Source organism: Microbacterium sp. GbtcB4, from assembly GCF_019091465.1.
In the GTDB taxonomy this organism is placed as follows: domain Bacteria; phylum Actinomycetota; class Actinomycetes; order Actinomycetales; family Microbacteriaceae; genus Microbacterium; species Microbacterium paraoxydans.
The window spans coordinates 69,336-83,433 of sequence record NZ_JAGXJJ010000007.1 but is presented as its reverse complement, the minus strand read 5'-3'; the positions used below and the strand labels follow the sequence as shown (position 1 = coordinate 83,433).

At 71.2% G+C, this 14,098-nt stretch carries 11 protein-coding genes; 9 read left to right on the top strand and 2 right to left on the bottom strand.

The window, feature by feature from the left end:
* Positions 1 to 676 precede the first annotated feature (676 nt).
* The 7 genes from KVS71_RS12425 to KVS71_RS12395 all read left to right on the top strand — a co-directional run bounded on the left by KVS71_RS12425 (position 677) and on the right by KVS71_RS12395 (position 8,267).
* Positions 677 to 2,206, top strand: a complete 1,530-nt coding sequence (locus KVS71_RS12425) for an ABC transporter substrate-binding protein (protein WP_254635726.1) — start codon at positions 677 to 679, stop codon at positions 2,204 to 2,206.
* 73 nt (positions 2,207 to 2,279) lie between these two features.
* Positions 2,280 to 3,221 (top strand): ABC transporter permease, encoded by a 942-nt coding sequence (locus KVS71_RS12420; RefSeq protein WP_060922410.1) that lies wholly within the window; start codon positions 2,280 to 2,282, stop codon positions 3,219 to 3,221.
* On the top strand, positions 3,218 to 5,014 hold the full coding sequence (locus KVS71_RS12415; RefSeq protein ID WP_105949440.1) for a dipeptide/oligopeptide/nickel ABC transporter permease/ATP-binding protein: 1,797 nt from the start codon (positions 3,218 to 3,220) through the stop codon (positions 5,012 to 5,014). Before KVS71_RS12420 ends, KVS71_RS12415 begins: the two co-directional genes overlap by 4 nt.
* Positions 5,011 to 5,859 carry an ATP-binding cassette domain-containing protein gene (locus KVS71_RS12410; RefSeq protein WP_060922412.1) on the top strand — a complete coding sequence of 283 codons (849 nt, stop codon included), beginning with the start codon at positions 5,011 to 5,013 and terminating at the stop codon, positions 5,857 to 5,859. The genes KVS71_RS12415 and KVS71_RS12410 overlap by 4 nt, the downstream gene beginning before the upstream one ends.
* A 47-nt stretch (positions 5,860 to 5,906) precedes the next feature.
* Positions 5,907 to 6,494: a TetR/AcrR family transcriptional regulator gene (locus KVS71_RS12405; protein WP_025103887.1), complete on the top strand. Its 588-nt coding sequence runs from the start codon at positions 5,907 to 5,909 to the stop codon at positions 6,492 to 6,494.
* A gap of 34 nt (positions 6,495 to 6,528) precedes the next feature.
* Positions 6,529 to 7,203, top strand: a complete 675-nt coding sequence (locus tag KVS71_RS12400; RefSeq protein WP_217584697.1) for an alpha/beta fold hydrolase — start codon at positions 6,529 to 6,531, stop codon at positions 7,201 to 7,203.
* 74 nt (positions 7,204 to 7,277) lie between these two features.
* Positions 7,278 to 8,267, top strand: coding sequence for a methyltransferase dimerization domain-containing protein (locus KVS71_RS12395; RefSeq protein ID WP_217584696.1), 990 nt, complete (start codon positions 7,278 to 7,280; stop codon positions 8,265 to 8,267).
* A gap of 87 nt (positions 8,268 to 8,354) precedes the next feature.
* Here KVS71_RS12395 and KVS71_RS12390 read toward each other — a convergent pair whose 3' ends face one another.
* The gene (locus KVS71_RS12390) at positions 8,355 to 9,698 is read right to left on the bottom strand and encodes an amidohydrolase family protein (RefSeq protein WP_217584695.1); all 1,344 of its coding nucleotides are present in this window, start codon (positions 9,696 to 9,698) and stop codon (positions 8,355 to 8,357) included.
* Between the two features lie 162 nt (positions 9,699 to 9,860).
* On the opposite strand from KVS71_RS12390, the gene KVS71_RS12385 reads away from it, so the two are divergent.
* Positions 9,861 to 11,303, top strand: coding sequence for a glyceraldehyde-3-phosphate dehydrogenase (locus KVS71_RS12385; RefSeq protein ID WP_217584694.1), 1,443 nt, complete (start codon positions 9,861 to 9,863; stop codon positions 11,301 to 11,303).
* A 104-nt stretch (positions 11,304 to 11,407) separates the two neighbouring features.
* Positions 11,408 to 12,451, top strand: coding sequence for a winged helix DNA-binding domain-containing protein (locus KVS71_RS12380; RefSeq protein WP_217584693.1), 1,044 nt, complete (start codon positions 11,408 to 11,410; stop codon positions 12,449 to 12,451).
* A gap of 89 nt (positions 12,452 to 12,540) precedes the next feature.
* On the opposite strand, the gene KVS71_RS12375 is transcribed toward KVS71_RS12380, so the two are convergent.
* Positions 12,541 to 13,983 (bottom strand): XRE family transcriptional regulator, encoded by a 1,443-nt coding sequence (locus tag KVS71_RS12375; RefSeq protein ID WP_217584692.1) that lies wholly within the window; start codon positions 13,981 to 13,983, stop codon positions 12,541 to 12,543.
* Positions 13,984 to 14,098: the final 115 nt, after the last annotated feature.

The window sequence follows — 14,098 nt, the reverse complement described above, 5'->3', positions numbered from 1 at the left end:
TTCGAAACCCCGCCGCGTGGGGAGGGCGTGCGGCCGGTTCTGATCCGGCTTCTGGCGGCGGCGGTATGTCAGTCGCCGGGCCCGCCGCTCGTGGGCAAGCGAACCGCTCTTCGGCGCCCCGGATCAGAAGTGCTCCTCGCCTCAGTGTGGGATCGGAAGTGCTCCCGCGCATGCGCCGGATCAGAAGTGCTCGTCCTGCCCGCGTGGGAGGAGCGTTCTTGATCCCGGGAGGGTGGGTGTGGTGTCCCTCGGGGGCGGCGGCATAGTACGTCCGCGCCGTCACTTGCTCCGGTGCGGGATGAAAAGGGTGCCTGGAAGGCGACGCGGAGGGGCGTTTCTGATCCGGCTGGCGGGGTGGGCGCAGTGGCGGGATCAGAAACGGGCCCTGTGGGGAGGGGAGAGGTGCGGAAGTGATCCCGGCACCGGCACCGGCGCCGGCACCGGCACCGGCACCCGCACCGGAACCGGCACCCGCGAGGCGGGGTGTGCGCGGGGGAGCAAGGCGCGTGCGCGCTGAGGCATCGGTCCGCGCGGCTGGGGTCGGAAACACGCTTGCGCTCTTTTTCCACGCATGTAGACTAACCAGCACGACACATCGAAGTGGCGTCGGTCCCGGTCTCCGGTCAGCGGCTCTTCGAACCTTCTTCACCACCCCCTGCACCCGAGAGAAGGAACCATGAAACGAATGCCCCTCGCGGTCGCCGCCGCCGTCGCCGCGACCCTCGCGCTCGCCGGCTGCAGCGGCGGCGGAACGCCCTCGCCGTCCGAGGGCGGTGGCGCCGAAGGCCCCAACACCCTCAACATCGGCAACTTCCTCGACGTCACCTCGTGGGACCCGTCCCTCGCCGACATCGGCTTCGACGGCCCCTACCTGTCCGCGGTGTACGACGCCCTCATCGCCCTCGACAGCGACGGCACCCCGATCCCGTCGCTCGCGACGAAGTGGACCGTGGCCGACGACGACCTCAGCATCGACCTCGACATCCGCACCGACGCCGTGTTCAGCGACGGCACCCCGGTCGACGCCGACGCCGTCGTCGCGAGCCTCGAGTACCTCAAGGCCGGCGCCCGGTCCGGTGAGGCCTACGTCAACGCGGAGGGGTTCGAGAAGGTCGACGACGACACCGTCCGCATCGCCCTCACGCAGCGCGACGACACGATCCTCTACCTGATGGGCCTCGGCCGCAGCTACGTCATGCCCCCGGCCTCCATCGAGGCGGGCACGCTCGGCAGCGATCCGGTCGGCTCCGGCCCCTATGTGCTCGACAGCGACACCAGCGTCGCGGGCGCCGAGTACCACTTCACCAAGACCGAGGACCACTGGGACGCGAAGACATATCCGTTCGCCGAGCTCTCGATCTACCCGATCACCGACGCGACCGCCCGCCACAACGCGATGCTCAGCGGGCAGATCAACGTGCAGTACGGCGACGTGGCCAACCTCGACCAGGCCGAGCAGCAGGGCTGGAACACGGCCCAGCGGGTCTCCGGGTGGGCGGGCCTCGTCATCACCGACCACACCGGCGCGAAGAGCGAGCCCCTCGGCAAGCTCGAGGTACGCCAGGCGCTGAACTACGCGTTCGACGGTGCGGCCGTCCTCGCGGCGGTCGGCAGCGGTGCGGGCGTGGCCACCAACCAGGTCTTCCCGGACGGCGGCGACATCAACGACCCCGAGCTCAACGACGCCTACGCGTTCAACATGGACAAGGCGAAGGAGCTCCTGGCCGACGCCGGCTACCCGGACGGCTTCGACATCTCGATGCCGATGTCCCCGATCTTCGAGATGTGGAAACCGTCGGCCGAGCAGGCCCTCAACGAGCTCGGCATCACCGTCACCTGGGACAACATGCAGATGCCGGACTACCAGCTCAACGCACCGAACTACCCGATGTTCATCTCCTTCCTCGCGATGGACGGCAACGACGTGGCCACCGTCTCTCGCCAGCTGACGAGCGTGCAGTGGTTCAACCCGGAGCCCGACTACGCGAAGAACGAGGTCATCGCCCCGCTCGTCGAGAAGGTGCAGACGGAGCGCGGCGACGCGCAGACCGCCGCCATCAAGGAGCTCAACGAGGCCCTCGTCGACCAGGCCTGGTGGTCGGTCTGGTACCAGGCGAACAACATCTACTACACGGCGCCCGGCATCCAGCTGCAGCCCGTCGTGGGGATGATGTTCCCGACGCTGCGGTACATCACGCAGGGCTGAACGCCCGCCGGGGCGGTCGCCATGCGGCCGCCCCGGCACCCCTTCCCCTCCTCCTCACCCTCGAGAGGCCCCCATGCTCCTCTTCACGGCGAAGCGGGTGCTGTCCGGCATCCTCCTGCTCGTCGCGGTCTCGATCGGCACGTTCTTCCTCGCCCACCTCGCGATCAGCGACCCGACCGCCTCGCTCCTCGGGACCACGGCGAGTCCTGCGCAGCAGGAGGCGCTGGCGGCGAAGATCGGTCTCGACCGCCCCCTGATCGTGCAGTTCTGGGACTGGTTCTCCCACGCCGTGCTGCTCGACTTCGGCGTCTCGTGGCGCAACTTCCAGCCGGTCGGCGCGCAGCTCGCGGTCAAGGTCCCCGTCACGCTCTCCGTGGTGACCCTCGCGACCCTCATCACCGCGGTCATCGGCGTCGCGTTCGGCATGATCACCGGACTCCGCCCCGGCACCTGGTTCGACCGGATCATCAAGGGGATCTCCGTCGTCCTCTTCGCGCTCCCCGGGTTCTGGGTGAGCCTGGTCCTCGTCATGTGGCTGGCCGTGCAGCTCAAGTGGTTCCCGGCCGTGGGGTACGTCCCGCCGACACAGTCCGTCGACGGGTGGCTGCGCTCGATCACGCTGCCGGCGATCTCCCTCGCCCTGGGCGGCATCGTCGCCGTCTCGGAGCAGCTGCGCAATGCCGTGATCGCCCAGAGCCGCCAGGACTGGGTGCGCACCCTCCGCAGTCGCGGCCTGTCCGCCGCCCGGGTGAACCTGCACATCCTCCGCAACGCCTCGCCCGCCGCGCTCACGGTGATCGCCCTGATGTTCGTGGGCCTGCTCTCCGGGGCGATCGTGGTGGAGCAGATCTTCAGCCTCCCCGGTCTGGGGCAGCTCACGAACCAGTCGTCGCAGAACGGCGACATCCCCATGCTGCTCGGGATCACGGTGGTCTCCATCGTCTTCGTCGTCCTCATCAACCTCCTGCTCGACCTCGTCCTCGGCTGGATCAACCCGAAGGTGCGCGTCGCATGACCACGACTGACATCCGCGTCGCCTTCGACCGGGCCGCCCAGAAGCGCCGGTCGAGCCTGTTCCGACGCTTCCTCCGTCACCCCGGCGGCTACATTCCGCTCGCGATCTTCGTGCTCATCGTGCTCGTCGGGGTGTTCGCGCCGCTGCTGGCGCCGATGGACCCGAACCTCGTCGACCTCGCAGCCGCGAAGGCCCCGCCCTCGCCGGAGCACCTCCTCGGCGGCGACTCCACCGGGCGCGACATCCTCAGCCGCCTCATCTACGGGACGAGGACGACGCTGTGGGGTGCGCTCATCACGATCGTCACGGCGCTCGTCATCGGCGTCCCGTCGGGTGTCGCGGCCGGGTACTTCGGCGGCGTCTTCGACCGGGTCGCGACCTGGATCAGCGACGCCCTCCAGTCGATCCCCGGGATGATCATCCTCCTCGTGGTCGCCGCCGGCAGTCGCAACAACTTCGAGCTGCTGATGGTCACCGTCGGCGTCTTCATGGTGCCGGGCTACTTCCGCATCGCGCGGTCGCAGACGCTCGCCGTCCGCGGCGAGGCGTACATCGATGCCGCCCGCGTGTCGGGGCTGTCGGACGCGCGCATCATCTTCCGCCACGTCATCACGGCCGTCTACCCGCCGGTCATCATCCAGACCGCGCTCACGGCGGGCATCGCCATGGGCATGCAGGCGGGGCTCCAGTTCCTCGGCATCGGCGACTCGAACGTGCCGAGCTGGGGCGCGATGATGCTCGAGGGCTTCCGGCTCATGCTCACGTACCCGCTCATGCTGCTGTGGCCCTCCGCCGCGCTCGGTCTCACGATCGCGGTCCTCGCGATCATGGGCTCCACGCTCGCCGAGCTCGTGCAGGTGCGCACGCCGCGGGCGGCCCGACGGCGGCGGCGCGGTGTGCTCGAGACCGCGGACGAGGTCGCCGCGGCTCCCGCCACGGGCAGCGTGCGTCATGAGGCTCCGGCGTCGGCCCTCCGCGTCGAGAACCTGCACGTCGTGCACGCGACACCGACAGGGGAGACCGAGGTCGTGCACGGAGTGACCCTCGACGTCGCGCCAGGGGAGGTCGTCGGGATCGTCGGCGAGTCCGGGTCGGGCAAGTCGCAGACCGTGTTCTCGGTGCTCGACCTGCTCCCCGCGACCGGCCGGGCGACCGCCGACGCGATCTGGGTCGGCGGCGCGGAGGTCACCCACGCGACGCCGAAGGAGCGCCAGGCCCTGCTCGGGCGCACCATCGGCTATGTGCCGCAGGAGCCGATGAGCAATCTCGACCCGTCGTACACGATCGGGCACCAGCTCATCGAGCCGCTGCGCCGGACGCACGGGCTGGGGAAGGCCGCCGCCCGGCAGCGCGCGCGGGAGGTGCTCCTGCGGGTCGGGCTGTCCGACCCCGATCGCGTGATGCGCAGCTACCCGCATCAGGTGTCCGGCGGCATGGCGCAGCGCGTGCTCATCGCCGGCGCGATCGCCGGTCGGCCGTCGCTCCTCGTCGCCGACGAGCCCACCACCGCCCTCGACGTCACCGTGCAGGCCGAGGTCCTCGAACTGCTGCGGGAGCTGCAGGCCGAGTACGGCATGGCGCTGCTCATCGTGACGCACAACTTCGGCGTCGTCGCCGACATCTGCGACCGCGTGATCGTCATGCGCGGCGGCGACATCGTGGAGTCGGGGCCCGTGGACGACCTCTTCGCCGCGCCCACCCAGGAGTACACGCGCGAGCTCATCGCCGCGTCGCTCGACGAAGCCGAGGGCCGCGCCGCGCTCGACGGCCGGCGGACGGAGGTCCCCGCATGAACACCGCTCCGGTGAACCCCCTGCTGCAGGTGGACGACCTCGTGGTCGAGTACGGCCGGGGTCGGCACGCCTTCCGCGCGCTGCACGGCGTCTCCCTCGACATCGCCCCCGGTGAGTGCCTCGGCCTCGTCGGCGAGTCCGGATCGGGCAAATCGACCCTCGGCAAGGCCATCCTCGGCCTCGCCCCGGTGACGGCGGGGCGCATCCGCTTCGACGGCCGGGACATCGGCCGCCTCGGCGGCCGGGCCCGACGGGCGCTCGCCGACGACGTGCAGGTCGTGTTCCAGGACCCGTACGGCTCCCTCAATCCGGCACTGACCATCGGCGACATCCTCGCCGAGCCGTTGCTGACGACGGGCATCGGGGCGAAGGCGGCCGACGCGCGCGTGCGCGACATGCTCGACCGCGTGCGCCTGCCCGCCACGAGCATGGACCGGTACCCGAGCGAGTTCTCCGGCGGGCAGCGGCAGCGCATCGCGATCGCCCGCGCCCTGGTCCGCGGTCCGCGGCTGATCGTGTGCGACGAGCCGGTCAGCGCGCTCGATCTCACCACGCAGGCCACCATCCTCGACCTCTTCATCGAGCTGCAGCGCGACACCGGTGTGGCCTACCTGTTCGTGTCGCACGACCTCGGCGTCGTCCGGCGGGTCTGCCACCGGGTCGCGGTGATGTACCGGGGCGAGATCGTGGAGATCGGTGACGGGGAGCAGGTCACCCGCGCGCCACGCCACCCGTACGCCGAACGGCTGCGGCTGGCCTCGCCCGTCGCCGACCCAGCGTCCCAGCGGGAACGCCGGGCGCAGTGGCTCGCTCTGCGGGAGGTGCCCGATGCGGCGGTACGGTAGCTCCAGGCCGGAACTCGCCACACCCCGGACTCGGCCGGAAGGACGCCATGCCGAAGATCATCGACCACGACCAGCGGCGACGGGACATCGTCGAGGTGGCCAAGAGCATCATCCTGAAGGGTGGGTTCGAGGCGGCGACCATGCGCAGCATCGCCGCGGAGGCGGGCTTCGCGAACGGTGCGCTGAAGCACTACTTCCCCGGGAAGGAGAGCATCGTCGCGGCGACGTTCGAGACGATCCTGCAGCAGATGTCCGAGGGCGTGGAGGCCGCCGGGCAGGAACCGGTGGCGGCGGACGACGCGCTGCGCGGCTTCCTGCAGGCCACCGTGCCGCGCGACCCGGAGCAGATCGCCGCGGGCCGGGTGCTCCTGGCGCTGTGGGAGTACGCGATGGCGAACGAGTCGCTGGCCGAGCTCTACCGCGGACACCTGGGCTCCTGGCGAGCCTCGCTCATCGCGCGCATGGAGGCGGCCCGCGACGAGGGGTCGATCCGCGATCAGGACTACGGCCCGCTGGCGGACGAGTACATCTCCGCGGCGGTCGGTGCGACGGTCATCAACCTCATGTACCCGGACGGCGACCGCATCGCCGACTACGAGAACTACATCGACCGGTTCCTCGCGCGGCTGCGCTGAGGGCGAGGGGCCGGTCCCGAGAGGACGGCCCGTCATGACCCTTCCCCCGGAACGACCCGTGGTGTTCCTGCACGGCCTCGCCTCGCGCGGCACGCAGGACTGGCCGGACAGTGAGTGGACGGCGGTGCTCGGCGATCGGCCGCGCCGGGTCCTCGATCTGCCGGCGCACGGCGACGCCCCCGGGCTCGGAGTCGTGCCGACCGCCGCGGTGCTCGACGCGCTCGCCGCAGCGATCGGCCCGGACGAGGTCGACCTCGTCGGCTACTCGCTCGGGGCCCGGCTCGCCTGGGACCTCGCCCGGCACCCGGGTGTCGCGGTGCGGCGTCTCGTGCTCGGCGGCCTCAGCGCGGGGGAGCCCTTCGCGCTCGTCGGCCTCTCCGCCGCGCGAGCCGCCATCGCCGGTGGACCGTCTCCCGTCGATCCGCTGACCGGGATGATCGTGCACATGGTGAGCCTGCCCGGCAACCGCCCGGACGATCTGCTCGACCTCATCGAGGGGCTCGCGACCGAGCCGTTCGCGCCCGAAGCCGGAGCGCCGACGATGCCGGTGCTGCTCCTGGGTGGCGAGGACGACCCGATGGCCGCGGGCATCGACGAGCTCGCCGCGCGGCTGCCGGACGTCCGGGTGCGGCGCGTCCCCGGCGATCACCTCGCGGCACTGCACACCGCCGCGTTCCGCGACGCCGTACGCGGGTTCCTCGCGGACTGACCCGCCGGTCCGACGCCCGGCGTCCTCCTGTCCTTTATTTCCCACGTTCGTAGACATACCGAAAGGCATCCGCCATGACCGACACCCCCACCCCCGACGCCGCCCGCATCCTCGACATCGCCACCGGCTACATGGCCGCGAAGCAGCTCTTCCAGGCCAGCCGCATCGGGCTGTTCGCCGCCGTCGCCGCGGGCGCCGACACGGCCGCGGCGATCGCCGAGCGCTGCGGGGTGAGCGAGCGGATCGCCCGGCTGCTCGCCGACGCCCTCGCCGCGAAGGGTCTCCTCGTCCGGACGGAGGGGCGCTACGCCCTGGCTCCGGACGCCTCCGCCTACCTCACGGGGGAGGGCGCGGTCATCGACCTCGCTCCGTTCCTCACGTTCCTCGACGAGATCAGCTACCCGCACTGGCTGCAGTTCGCGCACACGGTCGACACGACCGAGCCCGGCGATCTGCAGATGGACGACGCGCGGTGGGGCACGTTCATGGCCGGCGTCATGACGTACAACCGCCTGCACGCGCAGGAGTTTGGCCGGCTCGTCGAGCTCGCCGGCGCGACGAAGGCCCTCGACTTCGGTGGTCTGTCCGCCGAGTTCGCCCTCGCCGTCATGGCGCGCAACCCCGAGCTGCATACGACGTTCGTCTACGCCCCGGGATTCGAGGACGGCGTGGCCGAGGCGGTCGAGGCGGCGGGCGTCGCCGACCGGGCTGCCGTCGAGGTGGGGGACACGGCGACTGCGGCCCCCGAGGGTGCCTACGACGCGGTGTTCGCCAACCACGTCATCCACCGCTTCTCCGCGGAGGAGAACGCGCAGATCTTCCGCCGGCTCCGTGCCGCAGCGGTCGAGGGGGCGACGCTGACCGTGCTCGACTTCTTCCTCGACGACGACGACGAGCAGCGCGCGCTGGACGCCCTGCACGCGGGGGAGTACCTCGTGATCGACGGCACCGTCGTGTACCCGGAGTCGCAGGTCCGTGGCTGGCTGACGGACGCCGGCTGGGCGGTGCGCGACACCGTCGCCCTGCCGGGGAGCCCGCGCGTGCTCCTGGCCACCGCGGTCTGACGACCGCGGTTCGAGACTGGTCCGAGGGGGATCAGGGGCGGGCGGCATGCGTGAACATGCCGCCCGCCGTTTTCGTGGCTCGGGTGGTCAGTCGCGCGCGAACACCGTGCGGCCGTTGACGATGGTGCGCTCGACCCGAAGATCGGCGAACGGGCGACCCGGGGTGCACGGATCCTCATCGAGCACCGTGATGTCGGCGACCTTGCCGGGCTCGAGGGTGCCCTTCCAGCTCGCGGCGCCGTCCTGGATCGCGGCGTCGGCCGTCATCGTGCGCAGCAGCCGGCGCCGGGTCGCGGCGTCGTCCGCCCGGCCGTCGGCGGCGAGGAGGGCGAGGGAGGCATCGAGGCTGGGGCGCCAGTCCGGCGTGGCGATCGGGGCGTCGCTGGTCACGGTGGTCAGCGCCCCGGAGGAGAGCATCTCGGCCAGCGGCCACGCCGCGGCGACGCGGGCCTCGCCGAGCTGCACGGCCGCCCAGGAGTGCGTGTGCGCGGCGATGAGGGGCTGCACGGCGAAGCCGACGCCGAGGCGCTCCGCACGGCGGATCTGCGCGGGGGTCGCGAGGTCGCCGTGCACGATGTGGTGAGGTGCCGGCGGCGGGGGTGTCTGGCCGTGCCGTTCCAGTGCCGCGAGGAACTCCTCGATCGAGCGGTCGCCGGTGGCGTGCACCGCGATCTGGAGACCGCGACTCGCGGCCAGCGCGATCATCCGCTGGAAGGCGCTGAGCGGATCGGCATCGCCGCGCGTGAGCAGATGCCCGGTCGTCCCGTCCGGGTAGGGGGCCGACGTCCAGGCGGTGGCCATCGGCGGGATGCCGTCGGCGAAGATCTTCACGCCGGGGATCGCGAGCCAGCGGGGGTCGGTCGACGGGGGCGGCACCGGGAGTCCGGCGGCGAAGTCCTCCAGGGAGCTCTCGCCGTCGATCGTCCCGAACAGGCGCAGCAGCGTGACGCGCGAGGTCTGCGCGCCCTCCCGGTGCAGCTCCACGTACGCGTCGAGCATGTCGGTGCCGAAGCAGCCGGTCTCGCCGTCGTCCTCCCCGGGGCCGATGCCCGGCTCCGTGTAGCTGGTGATGCCGAACTCCGCGAGCAGTGCCCAGGCCCGGCGCAGGGCCGCGTGTCGTTCGTCGGCCGTGGCCACGAGGCGGCCGGTGGGCTGCTCCTCGGGCGGGGTGTCGGAGAAGAAGAGGTGCGGCCAGCGCGCGCCCAGCCAGGCGGCGTGGAGGTGGGCGTCGTTGAGGCCGGGGATCGCGGTGCGACCGTCCAGCTGCACGATCTCGCGGGCCGGGAGGGCTTCGGCGGCGGCGTCAGTGGCGACGATCACCCCGTCGCGGACGGCGATCGCGGTGGCGACGGAATCGGTGGCGTCGACGGTGTGGATGCGGCCGCCGCGGAGAAGGAGGTCGGCGTCGTCGCCGAGGAGTGCGCTGCTCATTATTCCACCAGTGTAGACGTAAAACTCTCGCGCACGGGCGTCTGCGCTGCCCGATTCGGCGCGTGGTTCCGCGGCTTGTACCCTGGAGTCATCCCCCGAACACCCCGGCAACCTCGTGCGCGCCGGCGACCTCGGCGCGCGCTCACACATGCAAGGACGCAGATGAACGATTCCGCGGCACACCGCGACGAATGGACGGCGAGCGAAGAGCTGGCGGAGCGGATGATCCCGCTCATCGGGGCTCTCAAGCGCGAGCGCGACGTGGTCACCTCGTTGCACGGTCATCGCCTGCTCGGCCTCTCGGCCACCGGCATCGTCGAGGTGCACGAGCGCGTGGCCCAGCTCGGACACGAGCGCCTCGACGTCGAGGACAGCCTGGCGGTGCTCGAGGGCATCCACGCCCTGGCCCCCGGCGCCTCGTCGATCGACGTGGCCCGCCTCGTGGAAGGGTACGCGGAGAGCGGCCGCCCGCTCGGGGAGTATTTGGCCGAGACCCTGGCCCCGGCCGTCGGCGCGGTCCCGGCACCGCCGACCGACGTCGTGCTCTACGGCTTCGGGCGCATCGGCCGCCTGCTGGCCCGCATCCTCATCGCGCACACCGGCGGCGGGAGCGGGCTCCGGCTCCGCGCCATCGTCGTGCGCCGCGGCTCCGAGAACGACCTCGTCAAGCGCGCGTCGCTGCTGCTGCGCGACTCGGTGCACGGCCGCTTCGCGGGCTCGGTCACGGTGGACGCGGACGCCGAGCAGATCATCGCCAACGGCACGCGCATCCAGGTCATCTACTCCGACGACCCGGCGGCCGTCGACTACACGGCCTACGGCATCGACGACGCGATCGTCGTCGACAACACCGGCCGCTGGCGTGACGAGGCCGGACTCTCCCAGCACCTCCGCGCGAAGGGCGTCGCCCGCGTGCTGCTGACCGCCCCCGGCAAGGGCCCGCTGAAGAACATCGTGCAGGGCATCAACGACGACACGATCACCGAGGAAGACCGCATCGTCTCCGCGGCGTCGTGCACGACCAACGCCATCACCCCGGTGCTCGCCGCGATCGACGAGGCCTACGGCGTCGTGAAGGGTCACGTCGAGACCGTGCACTCGTTCACGAACGACCAGAACCTCATCGACAACTTCCACAAGGGCGACCGCCGCGGTCGCTCCGCCGTGCTGAACATGGTCATCACCGAGACCGGGGCGGCGAAGGCCGTGGCCAAGGCTCTGCCGCAACTCGAGGGCAAGCTCACGGGCAGCGCGATCCGCGTCCCCACGCCGGACGTCTCGCTCGCGGTGCTGCACCTCACACTGGAGCGCCCCGCCACCAAGGACCAGGTCAACGACTACCTGCGCCGGGTCTCGCTGCACTCGAAGCTCCGGCAGCAGATCGACTACGTGGAGAGCCCGGAGGTGGTCTCCACGGACTTCGTCGGCTCGCACCGCGCGGGCATCGTCGACGGCCTGGCCACGATCGCCGACGAGGACACCCTCATCCTCTACGTCTGGTACGACAACGAGTTCGGCTACTCCTGCCAGGTGATCCGGGTGCTGGAGACCATGGCGGGGTCGCACCCGGTCGTGCTCCCCGCCCGCCGCGAAGTTACCCTCTGACCCCTCCCGTCGACCCACCCCCTTCCGCTCGACCCGGCCCCCTGCGTGCGAACGCAACGGGCCGGGGCACGCGAAAGGGGGTGGGTCGCGGCATGATGAGGGGCATGAAGACCTCACGATGGCGGGAGGAGCGGCTGCGGTTCCAAGGGCTCACGGCGCCGGAGCGGGACGTGGCGGGGGCGGCGGCGCGGCTGCTCGCGGTGCAGAGCCAGGACTTCACGGCCGGACGGTGGGCGCTGGCCCTGCGGACGAAGGGCGACGTACGGCTTCGTGACGTCGACGCCGCGTTCGACCGTGGGGACCTCGTCCGGGCCTGGACCATGCGGGGGACGCTGCACACGATCCCCGCGCGCGACCTCGGCTGGGTGCTGGAGGTCACGGCCGCACGACAGCTGCAGCAGGCGGCCTCCCGGCAGCGGCAGCTCGGCATCGACGACGACATGATCGACACGGTGGTCCGGGAGCTCACGCCGCGGCTCCGTGACGGCGGCCTCACCAGGGGCGAGATCTTCCCGGTGCTCGAGGGCATGGGCATCGACCCCTCGGGCCAGCGCGGCATCCATCTGCTGTTCGCGCTGACGGTCTCCGGCGTGCTCGTGCAGGGGCCGGTCGTGCCGCGGGAGGGCATCACGCGGGAGCAGCGGTTCGTGCTCGCGGCGGACCACATCCGCGACCACGCCCACCCGGAGGACCCGCTGGCCGAGCTGTTCGTCCGCTACGTCGAGGGACACGGGCCCGCCGGGGTCGCGGACTTCGCGTGGTGGTCGGGGCTGACGCTCGGGCGGTCCAGGGAGGCGGCGGAGCGCGCGGCGACACGGGTGACCGAGGCCGACGACGGGGTCTTCGTCGGCCGCACCCCGCCCCGGCGCGCGGCAGGCCGTCCGGCCGTGTTCGCCCTCGGAGCCTTCGACGAGTACTACATCTCCTACGCCGACCGCACCGTCGTCTGTGACCCCGAGTACCTCGCCGCCGTCGGACCGGGGAAGAACGGGATGGTCCGGGCGACCGTCGTGGAGCACGGCCGCGTGATCGGCTGCTGGACGCACGCCGCCGCCGCCCACACCACCCCTCCGGAGTTCTTCACTGCACCCGAGGATCCCGCCGCCGTCGCCACCGCACTCGCCCGCTTCGCCGCGTTCCTCGCCTGACCTCGCGTCGACCCACCCCCTTCCGCGCGTCCCGGCCCCTTACGGCCGCGCGTAACGGGCCGGGGTGGACGCAAGGGGGTGGGTCGACGTCACTCGCTGGCGTGGCGACCGAGGAAGTTGTAGACCTCGTTGTCGTCCACGCCGGGGAACATGCCGCGGGGGAGCGGCGAGAACATGTGGGTGTGCACGCGGGCGCTCGGCCACGCCCGACCCTTCCAGCGCTCAGTGAGCTCGGCCGACGGGCGACGGCAGCACGCCTCGTCGGGGCAGGTCGACACGGCCCTGTCGTTCGTCTCGCGACCCCGCCACCACCGGGCGTCGTCGAACGGCACGCCGACCGTGACGGAGAACTCGCCCTCGCTCGACGACCCGGTCTGCGTGGAGCACCAGAACGTGCCGGACGGGGTGTCCGTGTACTGGTGGTGCTCGACGGTGCGGTTCTGCTCCGTGAAGGCGGAACGGGCCTGGAACTTCCGGCACACCCGCTGTCCCTCCACGGCTCCCGTCACGTCCATCGGCAGCGGCAGGTCGTCGTTCTCGTAGACGCGCGTGATGGCTCCGGTCGAGTCGACGCGCAGGAAGTGCAGCGACATGCCGAGGTGCTGCGTGAGCAGGTTGGTCATGCGCATGCCGGCGGCCTCGTGCGTCACGCCGAACCCGTCGCGGAAGTCCTCCACCGCGAGGTTGCGGTCCTTCTTCGCCTGCTGCAGGAAGGCGACCGCGGCGGTCTCCGGCATCAGGCAGCACGCCGCGAAGTAGTTGATCTCCAGGCGCTGCTGCAGGAAGTCGGCGTAGTCGGTCGGCGGCGTGTGCCCGAGCAGGCGGTGCGCCATCGCCTGCAGTGCCATGGACCGCAGGCCGTGTCCGCCGGGGATGGATGCCGGGGGCAGGTAGATGCGGCCGTTCTCGAGGTCGGTGACCGAGCGCGTCGAGTGCGGCAGATCGTTGACGTAGATGAGCTCGAAGCCGAGCTTCTCAGCCATGATGCTCACGGTGCGGTGGGTCAGGGCGCCCTGCGAATGGCCGGCCGCCTTGAGCTGCTTCTCCGCGAGCTTCTCGATGTCCGGGAGGTAGTTGTTCTGCGCGCGCATCCGCAGGCGCAGCTCCGTGTTGGCGCGACGGGCCTCCTCAGGGGTCGCGATGGCCTCGCGCTCGCGGCGCTGCAGCTCGCGGTGCAGCCCGAGGATGGACTCGATGGTCTCGTCGCTCATGCCCTTCGTGACCCGGACGGGCGAGACCCCGAGTTGACGGAAGACCGGACTCTCCTGCGCCCGCTCCAGCTCGATCTCCAGGGCCGCGCGTCGGTTCGGCGGCTCGCCGGAGATGAGGTCGGTCACCTCCGTGCCGGTGGCCTGCGCGATCGCCTGGAGGAGGGAGAGCTTGGGCTCGCGCTTGCCGTTCTCGATGAGGCTGAGCTGGGAGCCGGCGACCCCGACGACGGCTCCGAGCTCGTCGAGCGTGTAGCACTTCTCCAGACGGCGGTGCCGGATGCGGTGGCCGAGGGTCGTGAGGTGGATGCCGGAGGACGCCATAGTTTGAGTCTATCGAAAGAACCGTGATTCTTATCGCTCGATTTGGCCGAAAGTCCGCGCCGAGGGCGAAGAAGATGGAAGCAACGCCCCACACTTCGAAGGAGCAGTCATGGCC

What these genes read in the sequence shown, in the direction of transcription:
- KVS71_RS12425 (WP_254635726.1), top strand. Translation starts at nt 677, where the DNA reads ATGAAACGAATGCCCCTCGCGGTCGCCGCCGCCGTCGCCGCGACCCTC.
- KVS71_RS12420 (WP_060922410.1), top strand. Translation starts at nt 2,280, where the DNA reads ATGCTCCTCTTCACGGCGAAGCGGGTGCTGTCCGGCATCCTCCTGCTC.
- KVS71_RS12415 (WP_105949440.1), top strand. Translation starts at nt 3,218, where the DNA reads ATGACCACGACTGACATCCGCGTCGCCTTCGACCGGGCCGCCCAGAAG.
- KVS71_RS12410 (WP_060922412.1), top strand. Translation starts at nt 5,011, where the DNA reads ATGAACACCGCTCCGGTGAACCCCCTGCTGCAGGTGGACGACCTCGTG.
- KVS71_RS12405 (WP_025103887.1), top strand. Translation starts at nt 5,907, where the DNA reads ATGCCGAAGATCATCGACCACGACCAGCGGCGACGGGACATCGTCGAG.
- KVS71_RS12400 (WP_217584697.1), top strand. Translation starts at nt 6,529, where the DNA reads ATGACCCTTCCCCCGGAACGACCCGTGGTGTTCCTGCACGGCCTCGCC.
- KVS71_RS12395 (WP_217584696.1), top strand. Translation starts at nt 7,278, where the DNA reads ATGACCGACACCCCCACCCCCGACGCCGCCCGCATCCTCGACATCGCC.
- KVS71_RS12390 (WP_217584695.1), bottom strand. Translation starts at nt 9,698, where the DNA reads ATGAGCAGCGCACTCCTCGGCGACGACGCCGACCTCCTTCTCCGCGGC.
- KVS71_RS12385 (WP_217584694.1), top strand. Translation starts at nt 9,861, where the DNA reads ATGAACGATTCCGCGGCACACCGCGACGAATGGACGGCGAGCGAAGAG.
- KVS71_RS12380 (WP_217584693.1), top strand. Translation starts at nt 11,408, where the DNA reads ATGAAGACCTCACGATGGCGGGAGGAGCGGCTGCGGTTCCAAGGGCTC.
- KVS71_RS12375 (WP_217584692.1), bottom strand. Translation starts at nt 13,983, where the DNA reads ATGGCGTCCTCCGGCATCCACCTCACGACCCTCGGCCACCGCATCCGG.